This window comes from Cupriavidus sp. 05N39 (assembly GCF_056397325.1).
In genome coordinates this window covers 1-17046 of sequence record NZ_JBFTNE010000130.1, presented here as the reverse complement: position 1 = coordinate 17046, position 17046 = coordinate 1, and the positions used below count along the sequence as shown (strand labels likewise).

The window sequence follows — 17046 nt, the reverse complement described above, 5'->3', positions numbered from 1 at the left end:
CTTGGCACGGATGACTTTCTGTTCCTGAGTCATGGCGGACTCCTTGTGGATTCCGCCGCACACTGGCACTCTGGGCTACGCCCTTCGCACCGATGTGCGGCGGCATGGATAACCAACCACTGTCAGATTTAGTCTAGGCTATTACACCTGACGGAACCCATTGGCCTCCTTGCGCAACGATTCGAGAGGTCGCGTCGACGACTGTTTCGTCGCCGTTTTCATCGAATACGGCAAAGACTGGTGCAACGACCGACTCTACGAGGGCGAATTGCTGCTTTTCGAATCTGCCTGGTTCGATGTGGCCTTCGGCATCGAAACTGAGAATTGAAAATGTGTTCCGAACGATGCGCACCGGGTCTCTGGCCACGAGCTCGACGACCACGTCGGCCATTCGCGCTCGTTGCCCCGCAAAAACGGGCAAACAGCGACTTGCCGGATCTCGCCGCATCCGGTCGAACTTGGTGCTCGACAGCCGCCAGAGGGTATCGTCTGGAGCGATGAGAAACCTTCGGCAAGAAAATCCCATGGCCGTGCCGCCCGTGTATCAACTATGAAGCTCACCACGCTCGGTGAGATCCCATAACTTGCCTTGCCGGAAGAAGATTCTCCCCCGCACCTTACACCGCGCGCATGGCCGGCCCCACTGGGCCTTTCTTGCACGTGAAGTGGGTCGCAGCCATCACGCGGGTGTCGTCGAAGTCTGTGGCGTAGGCGATCACGGTTGCGCGGAACTCCGCCACGGCCTTGCCCGAGCCCCGCTGAGGGCCAAGGGTGCCCCTCTCGTCCAGAATGTGCCTGCATTGGCGATGTACATACTCAATTGGATTCAAAGAACGACGCGGGTCTGTGGCTATCTCTTCGCACCTTCATTCAAGCATGACTACTGTCGGAATGAGATCTGACAAGGAAGGCCTCGGCGCGACGGAAGGGATGGCCTTGAGTCTCACTTGTTGATCTCGCCGCTCCATCGATCACGGTTGGCCCAGAACGAACACTGCGGACATTTTTCGCCTTCCAGGTAGTCAATGCCTTCCTCATGCGGGCACCCGATGATGCGATCGAAGGCCACCACCGATTTGGCACCATGCTGGTCGATGAACCGAACGATTGCTTCGGTAACTTCTGGATCGGTTCGCGCATCAGTGGTTTTGCAGAACCACCGCTCAAGCGGGTCGGCGTCCGCACCCTCGTGCGCGACGATGCCAACAGAGACCTTCGTCGCACTCGTGTCGTCGGGCCCGTAGAAGGCAACCGTTGCCACCGGGTAGCCGCAGAAGCCCTTGTCGCGCTTTTTCGCGAACTTGTCTCGGTACCACTGAGCCTTGAATGTCATGACTTCTCCTCGCATGCCCTGCCGAGTGACGTGAGTGGCGCCACCGACCTTAACCAAGCTTACCAACTTTGCACGCTCTTGACCGGTGCCAGTTCCGGCATTGGCCACGCCACAGCCAAAGTGTTCGCTGCCGAAGGGGCCAAGGTCATCGCCGGCGCGCGGGCGTGAGAGCGAACTGGAAGAACTGGTCGCTCAGATCCGCGCGGCCGGCGGCGAAGTCGCCGCAATGGCTGGCGATGTGCTCTCCCGCAAGGATATGGATCGTTGCGGCCGATCTTTGGGGAAGCCCTCTGGATGGTTGTCGCCAGTTGCCGCCCGTGAACGGCCTCGCGGTAAGGCAACTTTAGCGGCTTCTGGTCCGTCTCGCGCCGCGCCCACCGTTCGGTAGCGACAGCCCACTCCCGTGCCACCGTCAACCGCTCGCAGTGTTGCTCCACCGCCATCGAGAATTGGGTACGCGACTCCTGTACGTCTTTCCGATGCCCGTGTACCAGTTCAGGAGTTTGATGAACGGGCGGTCATTCGAGCGCAAATAGGGCTCTTTGAAACCCTTGAGAAAAATCTCCGTCGCAGTACGGGATTGTTTTTTGGTCATTTTCCCGCCTCCGCGGCGTTTGGCGTGTGATGAAGTTTTTTGGTGCTATCCTGCTTGCCCCGCACCCCACAATACTGTTGCGCGCCCCCAACTGAAGCCTTTCCTCTGCCGAACTTGCAGCGGATAGCAGCCCAGTGATGCATCCGGTGGTGCTTGTAGTCGGGTGTGGTGGCGCCATAGGGGAAAACAAATGGCAGCAGACCTTGCGCTACATCCACGGGGGTTGGCTTAGTTGTGCCTCCGTTTGATCACCCCCCCTTTTCGCAAGCACGGTGTTTGTTCCCCTATTGGAGAGCCACAGGGGTCGTGCGGAGTCGAGGGCAAGAAGAATCGTGGACAACGCGGCGAGCGTACTCTGGCGAGCGCAGGGGTAGCCAAACTGACTATTTCTTGCCCGCAGCAGCCGCGCGGTGCTTCTGGACGATTGCGCGAACTTCAGCGTCCAAATTCACCTGATCCCGCACCCGCTTAGCCTCCGCCACTCTCCGTGCCTCCGCACCTTTGGGGTCGAACCGTCCATTAACGTAGTTCGCAGAATTTTCTTCGGGGAAGTCCTCGAAGTATTCCGACCATTCACCCATAATTAGCCCCTTTGCGTTGCGTCACATACTAAGGGTCCGTTGCCAACCAGTCGTGGATTCGGTCCCATCACAAGCTTTGTATGCAGCTCAGACAATTGGACGCCACCGGAAGCCTTTGCTGAGCATGCAATCGTTTACCGCCGCGCCTTGGTCGGTTGGGGCCAATTTATTGAGCCGCACTTGGTACCTACATTCTGCTAGTTCAGTTGCGGATTCCTCTCGGTCAATACCTTGTTTCTGCCACGCATATTGTCTGGGTGGCAAGCACCCGGTAACGCTGACTGTGACCAGCATGCCAGACAGCCATTGGACGACCCCTCTTGATTTCATTTTTCCCGGTCCGTTCACCGAATTCTTGTTCGCAATAGTCTGACGAGAACTTGTGCGAATGCATATCCCCTATTCGGGGGAAGAATCCGCTCACTATAATCCCCTCGACCACTCATTCGAGCGATTGCATCAGGGTCGCTCCGCAATTGATATCGAGGATTTCCGCCGCTTCACGGCGCGGGCTGCTGGCGCTTAATGTGCGCCATAAGCATCTTTTTCGCGCGAGTCCCTCCATACTGCAATACGGTACGCAGCCTGGCTGCCCTCCACGCGCAATCAAGTTATGCAGCGCGGCGATCGACGCGTGGTCTCCTACTAGTTATCGCGGCACGTTCATTGCGGAGCACTGAGATCGCCGGCCGCGCCAAGCCGGTCAAGCTCTCGACTATTCATAAGAGACCAAGTGATCGTGGCCCTTGCAAGTCAACTGCGCACTGCACGTGGGACAAACGCTGGTCCGGGCAACTGCCTCGGCAACCTGTGCCGCGACCATCGTGCGCTGCAGCCGACCCAGCAATAATTTCGCCTCCTCCAGATGCAGGCCAGCGAGCCCACATCTAGGCCGTCTTTTGAACTGGGCAATTTCGGTGACGGTGGCTCGCACCCGATTTGGCGCGCTCTCCATATCGTGCCGCCACCACGCGTTGAAGTCGTATACATAGACGAAGTCTTCGTGTTCTCGCAGACTAAACGCGGCCAGCATCAGCTCGTTTGTCACCGTGGAAAATTGCAGGACGCCCTCATGGGCTTCGCCGTTACGCCTGCCTCGGATCGTGAACTGGTGCAGATGTTCGTCCGTCCAGCCCACGACTACCTGGATGACACTGTGTAAGTGCGCGAGCGTCAAGTGCTCGGGAACGATGACGCGCCGCCAAACCGGCGGGCTCAAGGCCCGCAGGCTGATTCGCAACTGGAGGACGGAGATCGCCGGTTGAGGATCGAAGGACATGAGCACACTGCAGGTGCCTCATTATGCTCTTGCGTGAAGACTGATCTCAGCCCCCGCTTTGGCGCGCTCTCCAGATTGGGTAGTTCTCAGGACTCCACGCAACGGACACTCGGCTTTTCGTTAGCATCCACAGCGCCTTCGGAAATATGGCGATTCTGCAGGTGGCTGTGCATCGCCTCGCAGCGGATCAACATCGTCGCCGTGGGTTCCCCGTCAGCGCCGGGACGGCCAGCTTCCGCGGCGACCCGCAGATAGACTTGCCGGGAGACAACGGCGATGATCACAATGATGGTGCCGACGCCGAACGCTCGGACTGCAAGGAGGAGGTATTGCGCCATGGCGAAACTGCATAGCAGGGAGGAGATTGGCAGCGAGACTACACGAGGATGTCCCGCGACGGTGTCACGCCGTTGCAGGATTGACAAATCCGTTTCGTCACGGCGGGCGGGATCGTGCGCTACATGACGCCGCATGGCGGCACTGAAAAGAATGTCCCGAAAAGCAATTGAGGCCTTACCGACCGGCCGCTACTGGGCCACGCCACGCGCGCCCTTCCCGCTGGACGGTCCCAATGGCCATGATGAGGTCTTCCCCGGCGCCCAATGCCTCAGCGACGGCAAATGGGTCACCTTCTATAAGGACGGGGAAGAAGTCTGGGCGTGCAATGCCGTGTATGCCGCCGCCCATTTCGACTTTGCACCGGTTCCAACCCACCGCTCGCCGACGGACAACTGAGGGTYGTACGGTTCCCCAGGCCGCGGGGTACGTTTCGACAAACAGTCGAGTCCATGTGAAGGCAAAGTTCAGATGTCCATTTTTCGCGGACCGGGCGTTATATAAAATTAGCATCACGACCCTTTGACGGGCGGAACCGTTGGATTGCATAAATTTGTTCCCGGTATTTTCAGAATTTTGTTCCTGGCCCCATGGGCCCAGGGCTGACGGGCGCCACGGCGAGGAGGCCAGGTAGTCCGGCGACAGCCCATCCAGCCCCGCTCGCGTGCCACCGGCGGGGCGCCAGGATCGCGCTGGGCTCATGCGGCGCTACCTGACGCCGACCGTCCTCGTTGTCGCACGCCGAGTGTTGTCCTCGGGATCACAAGCGCCGTCCGCTGTGTCCACGCAGGCGACTGCCCAATCCGTTGGGAAAGGAACAAAATTACTTCAACCGTCGGCCGGCGGAACAATTTTCTGCAAAATTAGTTGAAGCAAAATTGTTCCCATCGCCTTGGAAACGGTTAGCTGACGGGTGACCAGCGGAAACAAAATTATGCAAGCCAACGTCCCCCCAACGGCTAGCCACGAGGACAGTGGTCGGCCGTTCCCGGCCAACCTCTGCCATTCGACGCAGTCCATGCGAACGGCCGGGATGGCCATGGAAGCAGCCAAAGGCTAACCTCTCGCACTCCATCGTTTGGCGCCGCTGGCGCCACACTGGCGCTTCTGCCGAAAAAATCATATAACCCAATTCATACGGAAAGGTTATCCGCCTGCCTGCGCGGCTTATGCCACACATTTAAGTTGGTTCGCGCACGGACTGTCGCCTGGTTTAGGTTCGGGACTATCCAGGCAGGACGGAGACATGCCATGCAGCAACCAGGGCCTTCCGATGCGTTCTAATTGCCCAATTCTTGGGCTGTGTTCCAGTGACGGGGCCAACTCTTCTGGGAAGGATCGCAGGATGCTCACAAGACTGAAAGCGGCGTTCCGCTACTTCAACAGCGTGGTCCCGTTCCGACTCGGCCCCGCCCTGATCACGACGGTCGTGCTGATCACCCTGTTGCTGATGCCTGTGCCAGAGGGGCTCAAGCCCAAGGCTTGGGGCCTGGTTGCCATCTTTCTGACAACAATCGTTGCGATCATCCTGAAGGTCATGCCGATCGGGGTTATGGCGATGATGGCCATCGTCGTCCTCTCGCTGTCGCAGGTAACCTCGACCTCGTCGAAGGGGGCGATCGCTGATGCGCTGACCGCTTTCGACAGCCCGCTAATCTGGTTGATCGTGGTGGCCATCCTGATCTCCCGCGGCGTGAAGAAAACCGGCTTGGGCACCCGTATCGGCCTGATGTTCATCTCCCTGATGGGGAAACGAACGATAGGCATCGGCTATGGTCTGGCCACCTGTGAACTGGTGCTGGCGCCCTTCACACCGAGCAATACCGCGCGCGGTGGCGGCATCGTGCATCCGATCATGAAGTCGATCGCCAACGCATTCGACTCGGACCCGGACAAGGGCACCGAGGGCAAGGTCGGCACCTACCTGGCGTTGGTCAACTATCACGCCAACCCGATCTCCTCGGCGATGTTCGTGACCGCCACCGCCCCGAACCCGCTGGTGGTGGACTACATCGCCAAGGCAACCAATCAAAATCTGCATCTGAGCTGGATGAGCTGGGCGCTGTGCATGCTGCTGCCCGGCCTGCTATGCATGCTGGTGATGCCGCTGGTGATCTATGTGTTGTCGCCGCCGCAGCTCAAGGCCACACCCAATGCGGTGGAATATGCGCACGCCGAAATGGCGAAAATGGGTCCCGTGTCGCCGAAGGAAAGGGTCATGATATTCACCTTCGCGCTGCTGCTGCTGCTGTGGGCCAACGTTCCGGCGATGGTGTTCGGTCCGTTGCTCACGCTGGACCCCACGGTGGTCGCCTTCGTCGGCCTGTTCGTGCTGATCATTACTGGCACCATCGACTGGGACGACGTGCTGTCCGAAAAAAGCGCCTGGGACACGCTGATATGGTTTGGTGCGCTGATCATGCTGGCCGAGCAACTGAACAAGCAAGGCGTGATCACGTGGTTCTCGAATGGCATGAGCGACGCGATCGTGTCCAGCGGCATCGGCTGGGGCGGCACGGCCGCGGTCCTGGTGGCGGTCTTCGTTTTCTCGCACTACTTGTTCGCCAGCACGACGGCGCACATCAGTGCGATGATGCTCGCCTTCCTGACGGTCGGCGTCCATCTGATACCGCCAGCGTATGTGGTGCCGTTCATGCTGCTGATGGCGGCCGGCTCGGCGATCATGATGACGCTGACCCACTATGCAACGGGCACCTCGCCGATCATCTTTGGCAGCGGCTTTGTCACGATGGGAACCTGGTGGCGCGTCGGTTTTGTGATGTGCGTGGTGGAACTGCTGATCTTCGCCGTGGTCGGCAGCGTCTGGTGGAAGGTGCTTGGCTTCTGGTGAGATACCGCAGTGGCCGGTTTGGGCCCAGGCCGCCTTGCGCCTATGCAATCAGAAGCGCCTCGTATTCCCCCCGAAACTGTTGCAAGGAACTCTCTACCACCGTCACGGCGCCGTCAATGAGACCGCAGCGGCCGCTGCCGGGCAGGATGCGACACAAGTTCTCCAGCGCTTCCAGATCGGCGCGCACGCCGCGGCCCGTGTCGATCCGGCTGAGCAATCGCATCAACTGGAAGGTTCCGCCCTTGCAAGGTGGACACTGGCCGCAAGAGCCCTGGGCGAAGAAGCTCACGTACTCGGCAACCTTGCGGACGATACTGGTGCCTTCCGACACGACGATCATGGCACCTGTCCCCAAACGCGAACGCCGTTGACGCACCGAGTCAAAGTCCAGTGCCACATCGAGATCACGCTTCGTCAGCAAGGTGTTGGAAGGGCCGCCCGTAAAGACAGCCTTGAATTCCTTGCCCTGGAGCATGCCACCGCCATGCTCGAAAACCAGGGTTTCCAGACTCGTGCCCATCGGCAGTTCATACAAGCCGGGACGCAGGACGTCACCCGAGAGTGAATAGAGCTTGGTTCCCGCTGCATTCCCAATGCCAAGGCTACGATACCACTGCGCCCCGTGGCGCAGAATTCCCGGTACGTGCGCCATGGTCTCGGTGTTGTTCACGATGGTCGGTGAGCCATGCACACCGTGTTCAGCGGGATAAGGCGGCTTGCGTCGCGGGAACGGGAATCCGCCCTCGACACTCGCTATCACCGCCGTCTCCTCGCCCCCGATGTACAAGCCTGAACTTGCTATCACGTCAAGCGATATTGGGCCGCCGACCAGTCGCTCAAGTTCAGCGAACTGGGCGTGCCCCCGCCACTGCTGGACCGCCTGGCGAGCCATATTGAGGGACAACGGCTGATGTGGATTGACGTACAGGACGACATGGTTGGCACGGGTAGCTGCCGCGGCGATGAGCGCACCCTCGATTACCTGATGCGGTGTGTGCTCCAGCAGATAGCGGTCCTTGAACGTACCGGGCTCGTCTTCGTTGCCGTTGCAGATGATGTATTTGTCCCCAGCAACGGCGGCGGCAACCGGTGCCCATTTGCGATGCGTCGCAAAGCCGGCGCCGCCCATCCCGCGAAGGTCCGCCTGCTCGATTTCGGCAAGGATTGCAAGCGGATCGCGCAGTGCCTTGGCCAGTCCCTCTCCGCCGCCGTGTGCAAGCCAGGCGTCCAGGTCTGCGCCGACCCGGACATCGTCCCTCAGGAGAACCTGATTCAGCTGTTCCATTGCGCGCTCCGTGGATCGCTCATCGGACGCCGCCGACCGCTCCGCTCCACTTGCCCCGGCGCAAAGCTGCATCGACCCGCAGGTCAAAATGCGCGTAGCCGGGGAAGAGTTGCGGAGCCTTGACATGCAAGGGTAGCCCTGCCAGCGTCAGTTCCCGCTGCCAGGCGTGCACATGGCCGATTCCTGCGCGGCTGGCCATGACACTCCCCCCCGATTCCGCTGCCTTGGCGCCGGCACGCCGCCCCATGCTCAGGATGTCGAGCAGCGCGTTCCCCATCAACCGGTTGCGCCCGTGAATGCCTCCTGTGACCTCGCCGACGCAATACAGGCCGGGCACGCTCGTGGCGCCATCCTTGTCGATCGCAACGCCACCGTTCTGGTAGTGGAGGGTCGGGTAGACGAGGAAGGGCTCCAGTGCCGCGTCGTGACCGCACCTCTGCGCGAGATGGCGCAGCGTCACGAGGCGCTTGGCCAGAATGCCAGGGTTCTCCATTTCGAGCGTCGGCGTGTCGAGGAATACGCCAGTCTGGCCGTCTCGGTCAATTCCACGCCCCTGCGCGCATTCGCGCAGGATCGCAGAGGCCACGACGTCCCGGGGCTTGAGTTCGTCTACGAAGCGCTCACCCTCGCCATTGATCAGCTTGGCGCCTGCCGAGCGCGCTGCTTCCGAGATGAGTCCTCCCGCCAGGTGGGCCGGGTACGCGATGCCGGTGGGGTGGTACTGGAACGAGTCGAGTTCGCGCACGCGTGCCCCGATCCGATAGGCCAGCACAAGGCCGTCAGCGGTAGCGCCGTAGTGGTTGGACGTTGGGAAGGAATTCAGGTGCAGGCGCCCCGCCCCCCCGGTGGCGAGAATCACGGCACGCGCGCGCACCAGCACAAAGGTACGCCACTCGAGGTTGTAGATCACGGCTCCGGCGCAGCGCCCCCGCTCGTCGGACAGCAGCTCGACCGCGGGGCAGCGGTTCCATACCTCGATGCCGGGATCCAGGTCCACCGCCTCGCGCAGCACGCGCATCATCTCCAACCCGGTGTAGTCCCGATAGGAAAGAATGCGCGCCGCCGAGGCGCCACCGGGCTTCTTGCGCAGGAGGTTGCTGCCCATGGGCCGGCCCTCCTCCAGGTCGAACATCACGCCAAGCTGGATCAGCCAGCGAATGACATCGGGGCCGTCCATCACCATCTGCGCAACGAGTTCTGGCTCGCCGCAGAAGTGCCCGGCGCGTAAGGTGTCCTCGAAGTGCAATTGGGGACTGTCGTCCTCTCCGACGGCCGCCTGGATTCCGCCTTCGGCCATAACGGTGTTGCTGTCTCCCAGGCGCAGCTTGGTGGCGAGGATCACCTGCGCGCCTTGCTTTGCCGCAATGAGCGCCGCAGCGCATCCGCCACCGCCGCCGCCGATGATCAGCACGTCGGTGCTGGTAACTTGCGCACCCGCAATGTCGATATCGTCGATCAGCGCGTTGGCCTGGAGATAGCGCGCGAGATCCGGCTGACAGGGCTCTCCGCGGTTCACCCCGACGCTCAGCGCAACGTGCGCATTGGGTCCATGGTCGGGGTGATAGCCCTTGAGGAGTTCATCGACAGAGGTGTCATCGGTGCGGACCTTTGGCACCGCACCGGGCCGGTAGCGCTTGCGCGCGTCCTCATAATGGATGCTGGCGGGCATTGCGTTTTTCCGATCAGCGCGGCGGCCGCGCGCCCTGCGCGTCGAAGTCGATCTTCATTTCGCCGCTCTCGATCTGCTGCAGCCGGCGCATCAGATTCGCCGGACGCAGCGACTGCGCCGCGRTCATCCGTCGCACAAACAGGCCGAGGTGGTTGGGCCGGATATGCTCGGGGCAGGCCAGCGTGCAGAGGTTACACATGACACACTCGTCGAAGACATCGCTTGATGCAGCCAGTTCGCCCGCCACCGCGAGGTTGACGCCACGCTGGACATCGAGGCCCTTGGGACAAGCGCGATCACAACCGCTGCAGTGTCGACAATGGGAAGCTTCCGGGAATATTTCAGAGATTGTGCGCAGCGCCTGCCAACTGTCGCCAATTTCGTCCATGCGATACCTGTGGCGAGCCGATACGGTGAAGTAATCAAGGAAGGCGACCTGCATACCATCTTCGATCAGCGTCTCGCAACCGAGCGCAGTCTTCACCTCCTGCTCGCCGCTGTGCCGCACCATGACGCGGCATGAACCGCACACCCCCTGCCCCATGCAGCCGACGCCCTCGACAAGCGTCTCGCCCGCGTAAAGGAAGGCCTGCAGGATGGAGCAGTTGGCCGGCGCCTCGACTTGGCGTCCTTCGATGCTCAAGCGTACCAGAACCATCTTGTCGCACTCCGTCGTTCGCGGCGCCGGCGCCACACTGGCGCTTCTACCGAAAAGGTCATATAAACCATAGCATACGAAAGGCCATCAGTCTCCTCCGCGGCTTTTGCTCCACATTTAGTTGGCTCGCGCACGGACTGGCGCTTGGTTCGATTACCCAGGCACGACGGAGGTACGCCATGCGGCAACCCAAGATCGTCATCGTCGGCGCAGGACTGGTTGGCGGGTCGGCGGCCCTGTTTGCAGCGGGGGCCATCCCGAGCGCAGAGATCGTCATCATCGATGTCGCGCGAGTGCGGGCCGAAGGGCAGGCGCTGGACCTCGCCCACGCTGCAGCATTCTGGGGACACAACCGCTTCTATGCCGGTGATTACGAGAACGCGCGCGACGCGGACATCATCGTGATTACCGCCGGCGCCGGTGTGAAGCCAGGGCAGACTCGTCTGGACCTGGCCAGAACCAATGCGGGCATCGCGGCGGAAGTTGTGGATCGCCTTGACCCGCTGGCCCCGGATGCGATCTACGTCATCGCGGCCAACCCCTGCGATGTGTTGGCCGGTGTCGTCTTTGACCGCCTGCGCTGCGCGCGGCAGCGTGTCATCAGCTCTGGCACCTCCCTCGACACCGGCCGCCTGCGGTCGCTTCTCTCTGAGCGGCTGGGGATCGTGGCGCCTGCGATTCACGCCTACGTTCTCGGCGAACACGGCGAATCCGCGCTGATCGCCTGGTCCGGCGCGACGGTCTCCGGCATGCCCCTCGAAATGTTTTTGGCTAAGAGCGGCAAGGAGCTTGGGCCTGCCAGTCGCGATCTGCTCCTGCGCTCCGTGCACGAGGCAGCCAAGCTCATCAAGGAAGGCAAGGGCGCCACCCACTACGGGATCGCTAGTGCTATTGGGCGAATTTGTCAGGCCATCGTGCACAACACCGACCTCATTCTCACGGTCGGCATTGTGCACGCCGAAGTCGAAGGCGTACCAGAGGTTTGTTTGTCGCTGCCGATGGTGGTCAATGGCGGCGGAGCGCAGTTACTGGCTTATCCGGAACTTAACCCCACCGAGCGCGAGGCCCTGCGGCGCAGTGCGCGCATCGTCAAGGAGGCAACCGACAGCGTGCTCCAGGATCGGTAGGGACATCGCGCACGCTCCGGACAAGCCGAACGTCGCCGCCAGACAGAGTGACAAGGCGGTCGGCGCCAAGGTCATCAATGATAACGAACCAGCCATGAAGGGCATGCCGGGTGCCGATTTCCACGACATCATCCCGCCTGTTGGCGCGGAGATCCAGAACGGTCATCCGCGTTTTGAAAGACGCCTCTCACTGAACTTCTGCCGCACCTGAGCGCGATTGAGGACCGGATTCACGACGCACCCCAGATATGCGCCGGATCCGAGTCCGGAATCATCGCAGCAACGCTCTTCGCATCGAGCTCAGTGCCATGTGAGAGCAGTGCGGCGTGCAGCGAAACGAGTTCACGCGCGTCGCGCGCGCGGGTCGGCCTTGGCGTGTTCGATCGCCTTAAGCGTTTCTGCGTCGAGCACTGCCTGGGCGTCGGACGGAATGGCAAACAGTTTGCCGTCGATGTCATGGACGTGTAACTGCTCATGGGTGACAGCATCCATCACCAGTGCGCGGCCCGTCAGGCGCAGGGCGGCTTGGAGTTGTGATCGTCCCGAGACGATCCGGTAATTGCGTCCTTCTGATCGCCTCACCAGCGCGTCCGTTGGGATCTCGCTGAGTTCGATAGCGCCGAATCCGGGGAGCGACATTTCCTCGATGCGATTCTTGATGCAGGCCACCATCTCGGCGGCGCCGGGGCGCTCGGCTGCCGCAAGCCGTTCATATTGACCGAGAAGGATGTTGGCCTTCTCGATTGAGGGCGTCGAATAGAAAAAGGATTGAATGGCGGTCGGCGGGCGAGTCAACCGGGTCGCCATGATTGCGAATGCCCAGTCCCTCTTGTAGTTGCAGTGTGGGCAAATCCAGCCGTACTTGGTGGCAATCAGTATGCCAGGGGCGCCACCTTCGACCCCGTGGCGATGATCGGCGCTGTTCCTGCAAGTGAAGGCGCGCAGAACCGGGCCGCCGAGCCCGACCTGGTTTTCGTTGAGCTTCTGGACCTGATCGTCGGTGAACGGTGCGCGAATGTAACTCATGGCATTTGAGAAGGCAGCTTCGGCGTGGCATGGCTATCGCCGCGCAGCCGGCACCCGCCACGCTCAGGAGTCTGCCCGGCAGCTAACGGAAACTCTGGGCGCCAGGACACACTGCGGCCGCCGCCTCCTTCCAGTCTATATCTGGGAGAGGGCCTATGTGGCTTTGCCCGGGCCCGAACCTTTTGTGTGCAGCCCGACCTGAGGCCATTCCGTTTCCTCGAAGCAGTCAGGACAAATCTGCCCGTCCTGCGCGAGGCAAAGGGAACGGCAACTGCCGCTTCCAGCCAAGGGAACAAGTGAGATGTGCCTCGAAAAGTCAATGTCCTTTGTCTGCGCGTAATAAAGAAGCGATATCTTTCCAGCCGTTCGCACTACACTTTGTTCATTCAGGCTGACACCGGCTGGCATATTGCGGCAGCGCACCACGCGCGGGAGACGCAAGCATGGAAACAAGACACGGCATCGTGCGGGGACCCCTCGCCGCAGTGGGTTGTGCCCTTCTGCTCGGCCTCGGGATGACAAGCGCCATCGCGCGCCAGTACTTCGATACCCCTGAGGCTGCGATGATGGCCTTCGGCCAGGCCGTCCAGGATGACAATGAACCTGCCATGAAAGGCTTGCTGGGTAAAAACTTCCGTGACGTCATCCCACCCGTTGGCGCGGAAATCCGAGACAAGTTCAACAAAGCCTGGGCCGCCTCGCACGCGATCCATAGATCGGACAACCATGCATTCATCGCCGTGGGCGCCGATGGTTGGACCTTGCCTGTCCCGCTTGTCAAGTCAGAAAAGGGATGGCAGTTCGATACGCAGGCCGGCGCCAGGGAAATGCGTGTGCGTCGCATCGGGCGAAACGAGCTTGCCGTGATACAAACCATGCAGGCGATCTGCGACGCGCAGGATGAATACGCCCAGACTCCCCACGACGGCGAAAAGATGCTGGTCTATGCAAGCAAGCTGGCGAGTTCCCCCGGCAAGCACGATGGCCTCTACTGGCCAACCAGCCCGGATGAACCACCCAGCCCGCTCGGGCCCGCATTCCGCGACGCCGGCACGCGCAATGCGAGCGATGAGGGCTACCACGGCTACTACTACAAGCTCGTGACCGCGCAAGGGCCCCGGGCACACGGCGGCACGCTGGACTATGTGCTCGACGGCAAGCTGTTTGCCGGCTTCGCTGTCGTGGCGTGGCCAGTGCGCTACGGGGACACCGGGGTGATGACCTTTATGGTCAACCACATGGGCCAGATCTATGAGCGCGACCAAGGGCCCAATAGCGCTGCGACGGCGGCAGCAATGAAGTCCTTTGATCCGGCCCCCGTCTGGAGGAGGGTGTCACCATGACACCGCGCCGCCTGACCACAGCCTGTGCCGTCCTGCTGGCGCTTGCAGGCTGCCAGAGTGCGGGTCCGCCAATGGAGGGACCGACCACGCCTCCGCCAGGACCGGCCGGCGCACAGGCCCAGAACCAGCCGGCGCCCTACAAGGCCGAAGAGATCGAGGCAATGGTCGCGCCGATCGCACTGTACCCAGATGCGCTGCTGTCGCAGGTGTTGATGGCTTCCACCTATCCGCTGGAAGTTGCCAAAGCCGCGCGTTGGCTCAAGGCCAATGCCAGTCTCAAAGGCGACGCCGCGCTCAAGGCGGTGCAGAACGAGTCCTGGGACGTCAGCGTGAAGTCGCTGGTGGCTTTTCCGCAGATCCTCGAGCCGATGAACGACAAGCTCGACTGGACGCAAAAGCTGGGAGACGCCTTCCTTGCCCAGCAGAAAGACGTGCTTGATGCCGTGCAACGCCTACGCACGCGCGCCCGGCAATCCGGTCACCTCGCGTCGAATGCGCAGCAGACCGTGATCGTGGAACAGCCGGCCAACACTGGGGCTACGGCACAGACGATCGTGCGTATAGAACCGGCGGACCCGCAGGTGATCTATGTGCCGGCGTATGACCCGGCCATCGTGTACGGCGGCTGGGGCTATCCCGAATACCCCTACTACTACTGGCCTCCCTACCCCGGCTACTACCCCGGCGATGCCTTCGTTGGCGGCATCGGATTCGGCGTCGGCCTGATCGCTGCCGCCGCGATCTTCGGCAATTGCGACTGGAACGCAGGCGGCGTGCATGTGGAGCATCACAAGGCCAGGAACATCGACCGCAACTTCGACGCCCGCAAGGCCGAAGGCGGCCGCTGGCAGCACGACGCGAGCCATCGCCAGGGCGTTCCCTATCGTGACAACGCCTCGCGCGAGAAGTTTGGAAGAAGCCTGGCCGGGGCGGACGGGCGCACCGGCTTCCGCGGACGCGACGCGGCCGGGGGGCGCGACAACGGGTTCCAGGGCGTGGGCAGCAGCGGCAGTGCGCTGCAGCGCGACGTCAATCGCGGGAACACAAGCATTCAGTCCGGCGCCCGCGGTGGCGGAGCTCGCGGTGGCGGATTTGGTGGCGGGCGAGGCGGCGGGGGTCGACGTTAACGAACGGGGGCGAAGCTATGGAAAAGGCACAACCCAGGCATTGGGGCGTGATTGCTGTCTTCCTGGCGATGGCGGCCGGCCCCTCGCAGGCCGCAGCGCCCGATCCGGATGCCTGGCAGTTTGCCATCGCCCCCTACCTCTGGTTTCCCAATGTCAGCGGCGCACTGCGCTTTTCCGGATCATCGTCCACCGGCGGCGGCATCCTCGACGTAGGAACGGGGCCCGACAGCTATCTCCAGAACCTGCAGTTCCTTTTCATGCTGCAGGCCGAGGCCAGCAAGGGAAGCTGGACTGTCTTCGCGGACGCGATCTACCTCGACTTCAGCCAGCAGCAAACCAATCTCAAGTCTGTCAGCGGCGGGAACGGCGTCAGCGTCTTCGTGCCACGCGACCTGGCGACCGATGCAAGCAGCGGCATGAGCGGGGCGCTGTTCCAGCTTGCCGCGGGCTATAAGGCAGTCCGTGCGCCTGGGGGGACTGTGGAGCCGTTCGGCGGGCTCCGGTACCTGAACCTCAGTGCGCATGCGAACTGGACGCTGTCTGCCACGTTCACGGACCAGGGCGCGACGTTGGTGCGGCAAGGCAGTGTCTCGCAGACRGCGAATATCGTGGACGGGATCATCGGAGTACGGGGGCGCATCAATCTCGGCAGCAATGGCAGGTGGTACGTGCCGTACTACGCCGACGTTGGCACCGGTACGTCCGAATACACCATGCAAGCCTCCGCCGGTGTGGCGTACACCGCCAGATGGGGAGACATCCAGTTGTCTTATCGCTACCTGACCTACGAGTTGGGCGGCAGCGATCTGGTACAAAGGCTCACGCTCAAAGGACCTGTGCTGAGCGCCGTGTTTCGCTTCTGAACCGCCCGAACCTCCCTCAAGGGCGACTGGACAGAAATTCTGGTCGGTGCACGCCTTTCCAGTTCGTGTTGACTTGGCAGCTCACGACTGCCCCCGTCATACCGCCTCGATCAGAGATATTGAGGCCGATAGGCCAACGGCAAACGTTCGCCGATGGATTGGACCGCGATTGACGGCACTCCGCTGTTTCTGGCGATTTTGGTCGACCGCCGGCGCGCCTAGAGGCGTGTCAGCGAGGCGTGGTGCGAAAGTGCGGCGGGCAGTCGGGATCACCTCAGGTCGCGCACGCCGAGGAACGCGGTTCTGCTGCGGCGCCGGGTGACGCTCACGCTCTGGCGGTTGAGCATGGCCAACGTCAATCAGCACGTCATAACGACCGCGTCCCCTTTAGTTCATCGATGCGGAGATGATAGCTTCGTAGTAGACAGGCTTTATCGCTACACAGGTTGCGAGAATTTCGTAGCCATGCTCGTTGATCCTTTCGTAACCGAGCCTTGTTAACATATTTTTTATCTTTTGATCATAGATTTCTGCCATTGATTTATCGACAAGGTTAAGTTCGGGATCCCCGAAAATAAGCTGCGCTTGAACAGCTATGAGCTTGCTGCAAGAAAAACTGTGCATCAATGCAGCCTGCGTCTCGCGTTTGGTTTCCAGCAGTCCTGGCTTACAGGGCACTTGCAAGAATTTACAAGCGACGTCGCGCCTGACCCACGCCATTTCTCGTGCACCATATTTCTTAACGAAACGATTGATGCCAGCGTGGCTGACWCCCCTTTTCATTGCATTTTCTGCGATTATTTAATTGCAAAGCGAGTCCTCTGCGTACGTTTTCCCATCCCGCCGGTAGCAACTGTTAGAACCGAGCAAACCAGTACCAACAACACTGCGGCGTTCCCCTGACGCGAACAAGATTGAAGCGCAAGCGGACGCRCACCTGGCATTATCTGGAACTGTTGTATAGACTCGTACC

The 17046-nt window shown here is 61.2% G+C and carries 14 protein-coding genes and 3 pseudogenes; 7 read left to right on the top strand and 10 right to left on the bottom strand.

Translation table 11 applies throughout. The features are described from left to right. Positions 1–133 precede the first annotated feature (133 nt). Both AC1DN0_RS36245 and AC1DN0_RS36240 read right to left on the bottom strand, forming a co-directional pair. The gene (locus AC1DN0_RS36245) at positions 134–391 is read right to left on the bottom strand and encodes a hypothetical protein (RefSeq protein ID WP_441635168.1); all 258 of its coding nucleotides are present in this window, start codon (positions 389–391) and stop codon (positions 134–136) included. Between the two features lie 552 nt (positions 392–943). Continuing rightward, a complete protein-coding gene (locus AC1DN0_RS36240) occupies positions 944–1333 on the bottom strand; it encodes a hypothetical protein (RefSeq protein WP_441635166.1) in 390 nt (129 codons plus the stop codon). Positions 1334–1363: 30 nt separating this feature from the next. Between AC1DN0_RS36240 and AC1DN0_RS36235 the strand changes: the two are divergent. Continuing rightward, a pseudogene (locus tag AC1DN0_RS36235) lies at positions 1364–1574 on the top strand (SDR family NAD(P)-dependent oxidoreductase); the annotation flags it as partial. A 1662-nt stretch (positions 1575–3236) separates the two neighbouring features. Here AC1DN0_RS36235 and AC1DN0_RS36230 read toward each other — a convergent pair. The 3 genes and pseudogenes from AC1DN0_RS36230 to AC1DN0_RS36220 all read right to left on the bottom strand — a co-directional run. Continuing rightward, positions 3237–3464 (bottom strand): annotated as a pseudogene (locus AC1DN0_RS36230) (hypothetical protein); the annotation flags it as partial. A gap of 54 nt (positions 3465–3518) precedes the next feature. Continuing rightward, positions 3519–3788, bottom strand: a pseudogene (locus AC1DN0_RS36225) (plasmid pRiA4b ORF-3 family protein); the annotation flags it as partial. 86 nt (positions 3789–3874) lie between these two features. Beyond that, positions 3875–4126, bottom strand: coding sequence for a hypothetical protein (locus AC1DN0_RS36220; RefSeq protein ID WP_441635164.1), 252 nt, complete (start codon positions 4124–4126; stop codon positions 3875–3877). A 133-nt stretch (positions 4127–4259) separates the two neighbouring features. On the opposite strand from AC1DN0_RS36220, the gene AC1DN0_RS36215 reads away from it, so the two are divergent. Next, the gene (locus AC1DN0_RS36215) at positions 4260–4523 is read left to right on the top strand and encodes a hypothetical protein (RefSeq protein WP_441635162.1); all 264 of its coding nucleotides are present in this window, start codon (positions 4260–4262) and stop codon (positions 4521–4523) included. A 946-nt stretch (positions 4524–5469) separates the two neighbouring features. After that, the gene (locus AC1DN0_RS36210; RefSeq protein ID WP_441635176.1) at positions 5470–6975 is read left to right on the top strand and encodes a DASS family sodium-coupled anion symporter; all 1506 of its coding nucleotides are present in this window, start codon (positions 5470–5472) and stop codon (positions 6973–6975) included. A gap of 40 nt (positions 6976–7015) precedes the next feature. Here the strand turns inward: AC1DN0_RS36210 and AC1DN0_RS36205 are convergent, their stop codons facing one another. From AC1DN0_RS36205 to AC1DN0_RS36195, 3 genes are read right to left on the bottom strand one after another with little or no spacing between them, the layout of a single operon-like run. Continuing rightward, a complete protein-coding gene (locus tag AC1DN0_RS36205; RefSeq protein WP_441635160.1) occupies positions 7016–8260 on the bottom strand; it encodes a complex I 51 kDa subunit family protein in 1245 nt (414 codons plus the stop codon). Between the two features lie 19 nt (positions 8261–8279). Beyond that, complete coding sequence (locus AC1DN0_RS36200; protein ID WP_441635158.1) at positions 8280–9929, bottom strand: FAD-binding protein; 1650 nt, start codon at positions 9927–9929, stop codon at positions 8280–8282. 13 nt (positions 9930–9942) lie between these two features. Next, positions 9943–10581: a 4Fe-4S dicluster domain-containing protein gene (locus AC1DN0_RS36195; RefSeq protein WP_477146416.1), complete on the bottom strand. Its 639-nt coding sequence runs from the start codon at positions 10579–10581 to the stop codon at positions 9943–9945. A gap of 185 nt (positions 10582–10766) precedes the next feature. On the opposite strand from AC1DN0_RS36195, the gene AC1DN0_RS36190 reads away from it, so the two are divergent. Beyond that, positions 10767–11714, top strand: coding sequence for a lactate/malate family dehydrogenase (locus AC1DN0_RS36190; protein ID WP_045241599.1), 948 nt, complete (start codon positions 10767–10769; stop codon positions 11712–11714). A gap of 342 nt (positions 11715–12056) precedes the next feature. Here the strand turns inward: AC1DN0_RS36190 and AC1DN0_RS36185 are convergent, their stop codons facing one another. Continuing rightward, positions 12057–12740 (bottom strand): hypothetical protein, encoded by a 684-nt coding sequence (locus AC1DN0_RS36185; protein ID WP_441635156.1) that lies wholly within the window; start codon positions 12738–12740, stop codon positions 12057–12059. 443 nt (positions 12741–13183) lie between these two features. Between AC1DN0_RS36185 and AC1DN0_RS36180 the strand changes: the two genes are divergently transcribed. The 3 genes from AC1DN0_RS36180 (at position 13184) to AC1DN0_RS36170 (ending at position 16073) form a co-directional block, all read left to right on the top strand. Continuing rightward, on the top strand, positions 13184–14083 hold the full coding sequence (locus tag AC1DN0_RS36180) for a DUF2950 domain-containing protein (protein WP_441635154.1): 900 nt from the start codon (positions 13184–13186) through the stop codon (positions 14081–14083). A 71-nt stretch (positions 14084–14154) separates the two neighbouring features. Beyond that, positions 14155–15210, top strand: a complete 1056-nt coding sequence (locus tag AC1DN0_RS36175) for a DUF3300 domain-containing protein (protein ID WP_441635174.1) — start codon at positions 14155–14157, stop codon at positions 15208–15210. A 17-nt stretch (positions 15211–15227) separates the two neighbouring features. Next, positions 15228–16073, top strand: coding sequence for a hypothetical protein (locus AC1DN0_RS36170; protein ID WP_441635152.1), 846 nt, complete (start codon positions 15228–15230; stop codon positions 16071–16073). A 387-nt stretch (positions 16074–16460) separates the two neighbouring features. Here the strand turns inward: AC1DN0_RS36170 and AC1DN0_RS36165 are convergent, their stop codons facing one another. Beyond that, positions 16461–16856, bottom strand: coding sequence for a hypothetical protein (locus tag AC1DN0_RS36165; protein ID WP_441635150.1), 396 nt, complete (start codon positions 16854–16856; stop codon positions 16461–16463). Positions 16857–17046: the final 190 nt, after the last annotated feature.

Bases quoted from the DNA above. Each gene is read 5' to 3' on its own strand.
- AC1DN0_RS36245 (WP_441635168.1), bottom strand. From the start codon at position 391: ATGGCCGACGTGGTCGTCGAGCTCGTGGCCAGAGACCCGGTGCGCATC.
- AC1DN0_RS36240 (WP_441635166.1), bottom strand. From the start codon at position 1,333: ATGACATTCAAGGCTCAGTGGTACCGAGACAAGTTCGCGAAAAAGCGC.
- AC1DN0_RS36220 (WP_441635164.1), bottom strand. From the start codon at position 4,126: ATGGCGCAATACCTCCTCCTTGCAGTCCGAGCGTTCGGCGTCGGCACC.
- AC1DN0_RS36215 (WP_441635162.1), top strand. From the start codon at position 4,260: ATGGCGGCACTGAAAAGAATGTCCCGAAAAGCAATTGAGGCCTTACCG.
- AC1DN0_RS36210 (WP_441635176.1), top strand. From the start codon at position 5,470: ATGCTCACAAGACTGAAAGCGGCGTTCCGCTACTTCAACAGCGTGGTC.
- AC1DN0_RS36205 (WP_441635160.1), bottom strand. From the start codon at position 8,260: ATGGAACAGCTGAATCAGGTTCTCCTGAGGGACGATGTCCGGGTCGGC.
- AC1DN0_RS36200 (WP_441635158.1), bottom strand. From the start codon at position 9,929: ATGCCCGCCAGCATCCATTATGAGGACGCGCGCAAGCGCTACCGGCCC.
- AC1DN0_RS36190 (WP_045241599.1), top strand. From the start codon at position 10,767: ATGCGGCAACCCAAGATCGTCATCGTCGGCGCAGGACTGGTTGGCGGG.
- AC1DN0_RS36185 (WP_441635156.1), bottom strand. From the start codon at position 12,740: ATGAGTTACATTCGCGCACCGTTCACCGACGATCAGGTCCAGAAGCTC.
- AC1DN0_RS36180 (WP_441635154.1), top strand. From the start codon at position 13,184: ATGGAAACAAGACACGGCATCGTGCGGGGACCCCTCGCCGCAGTGGGT.
- AC1DN0_RS36175 (WP_441635174.1), top strand. From the start codon at position 14,155: ATGGAGGGACCGACCACGCCTCCGCCAGGACCGGCCGGCGCACAGGCC.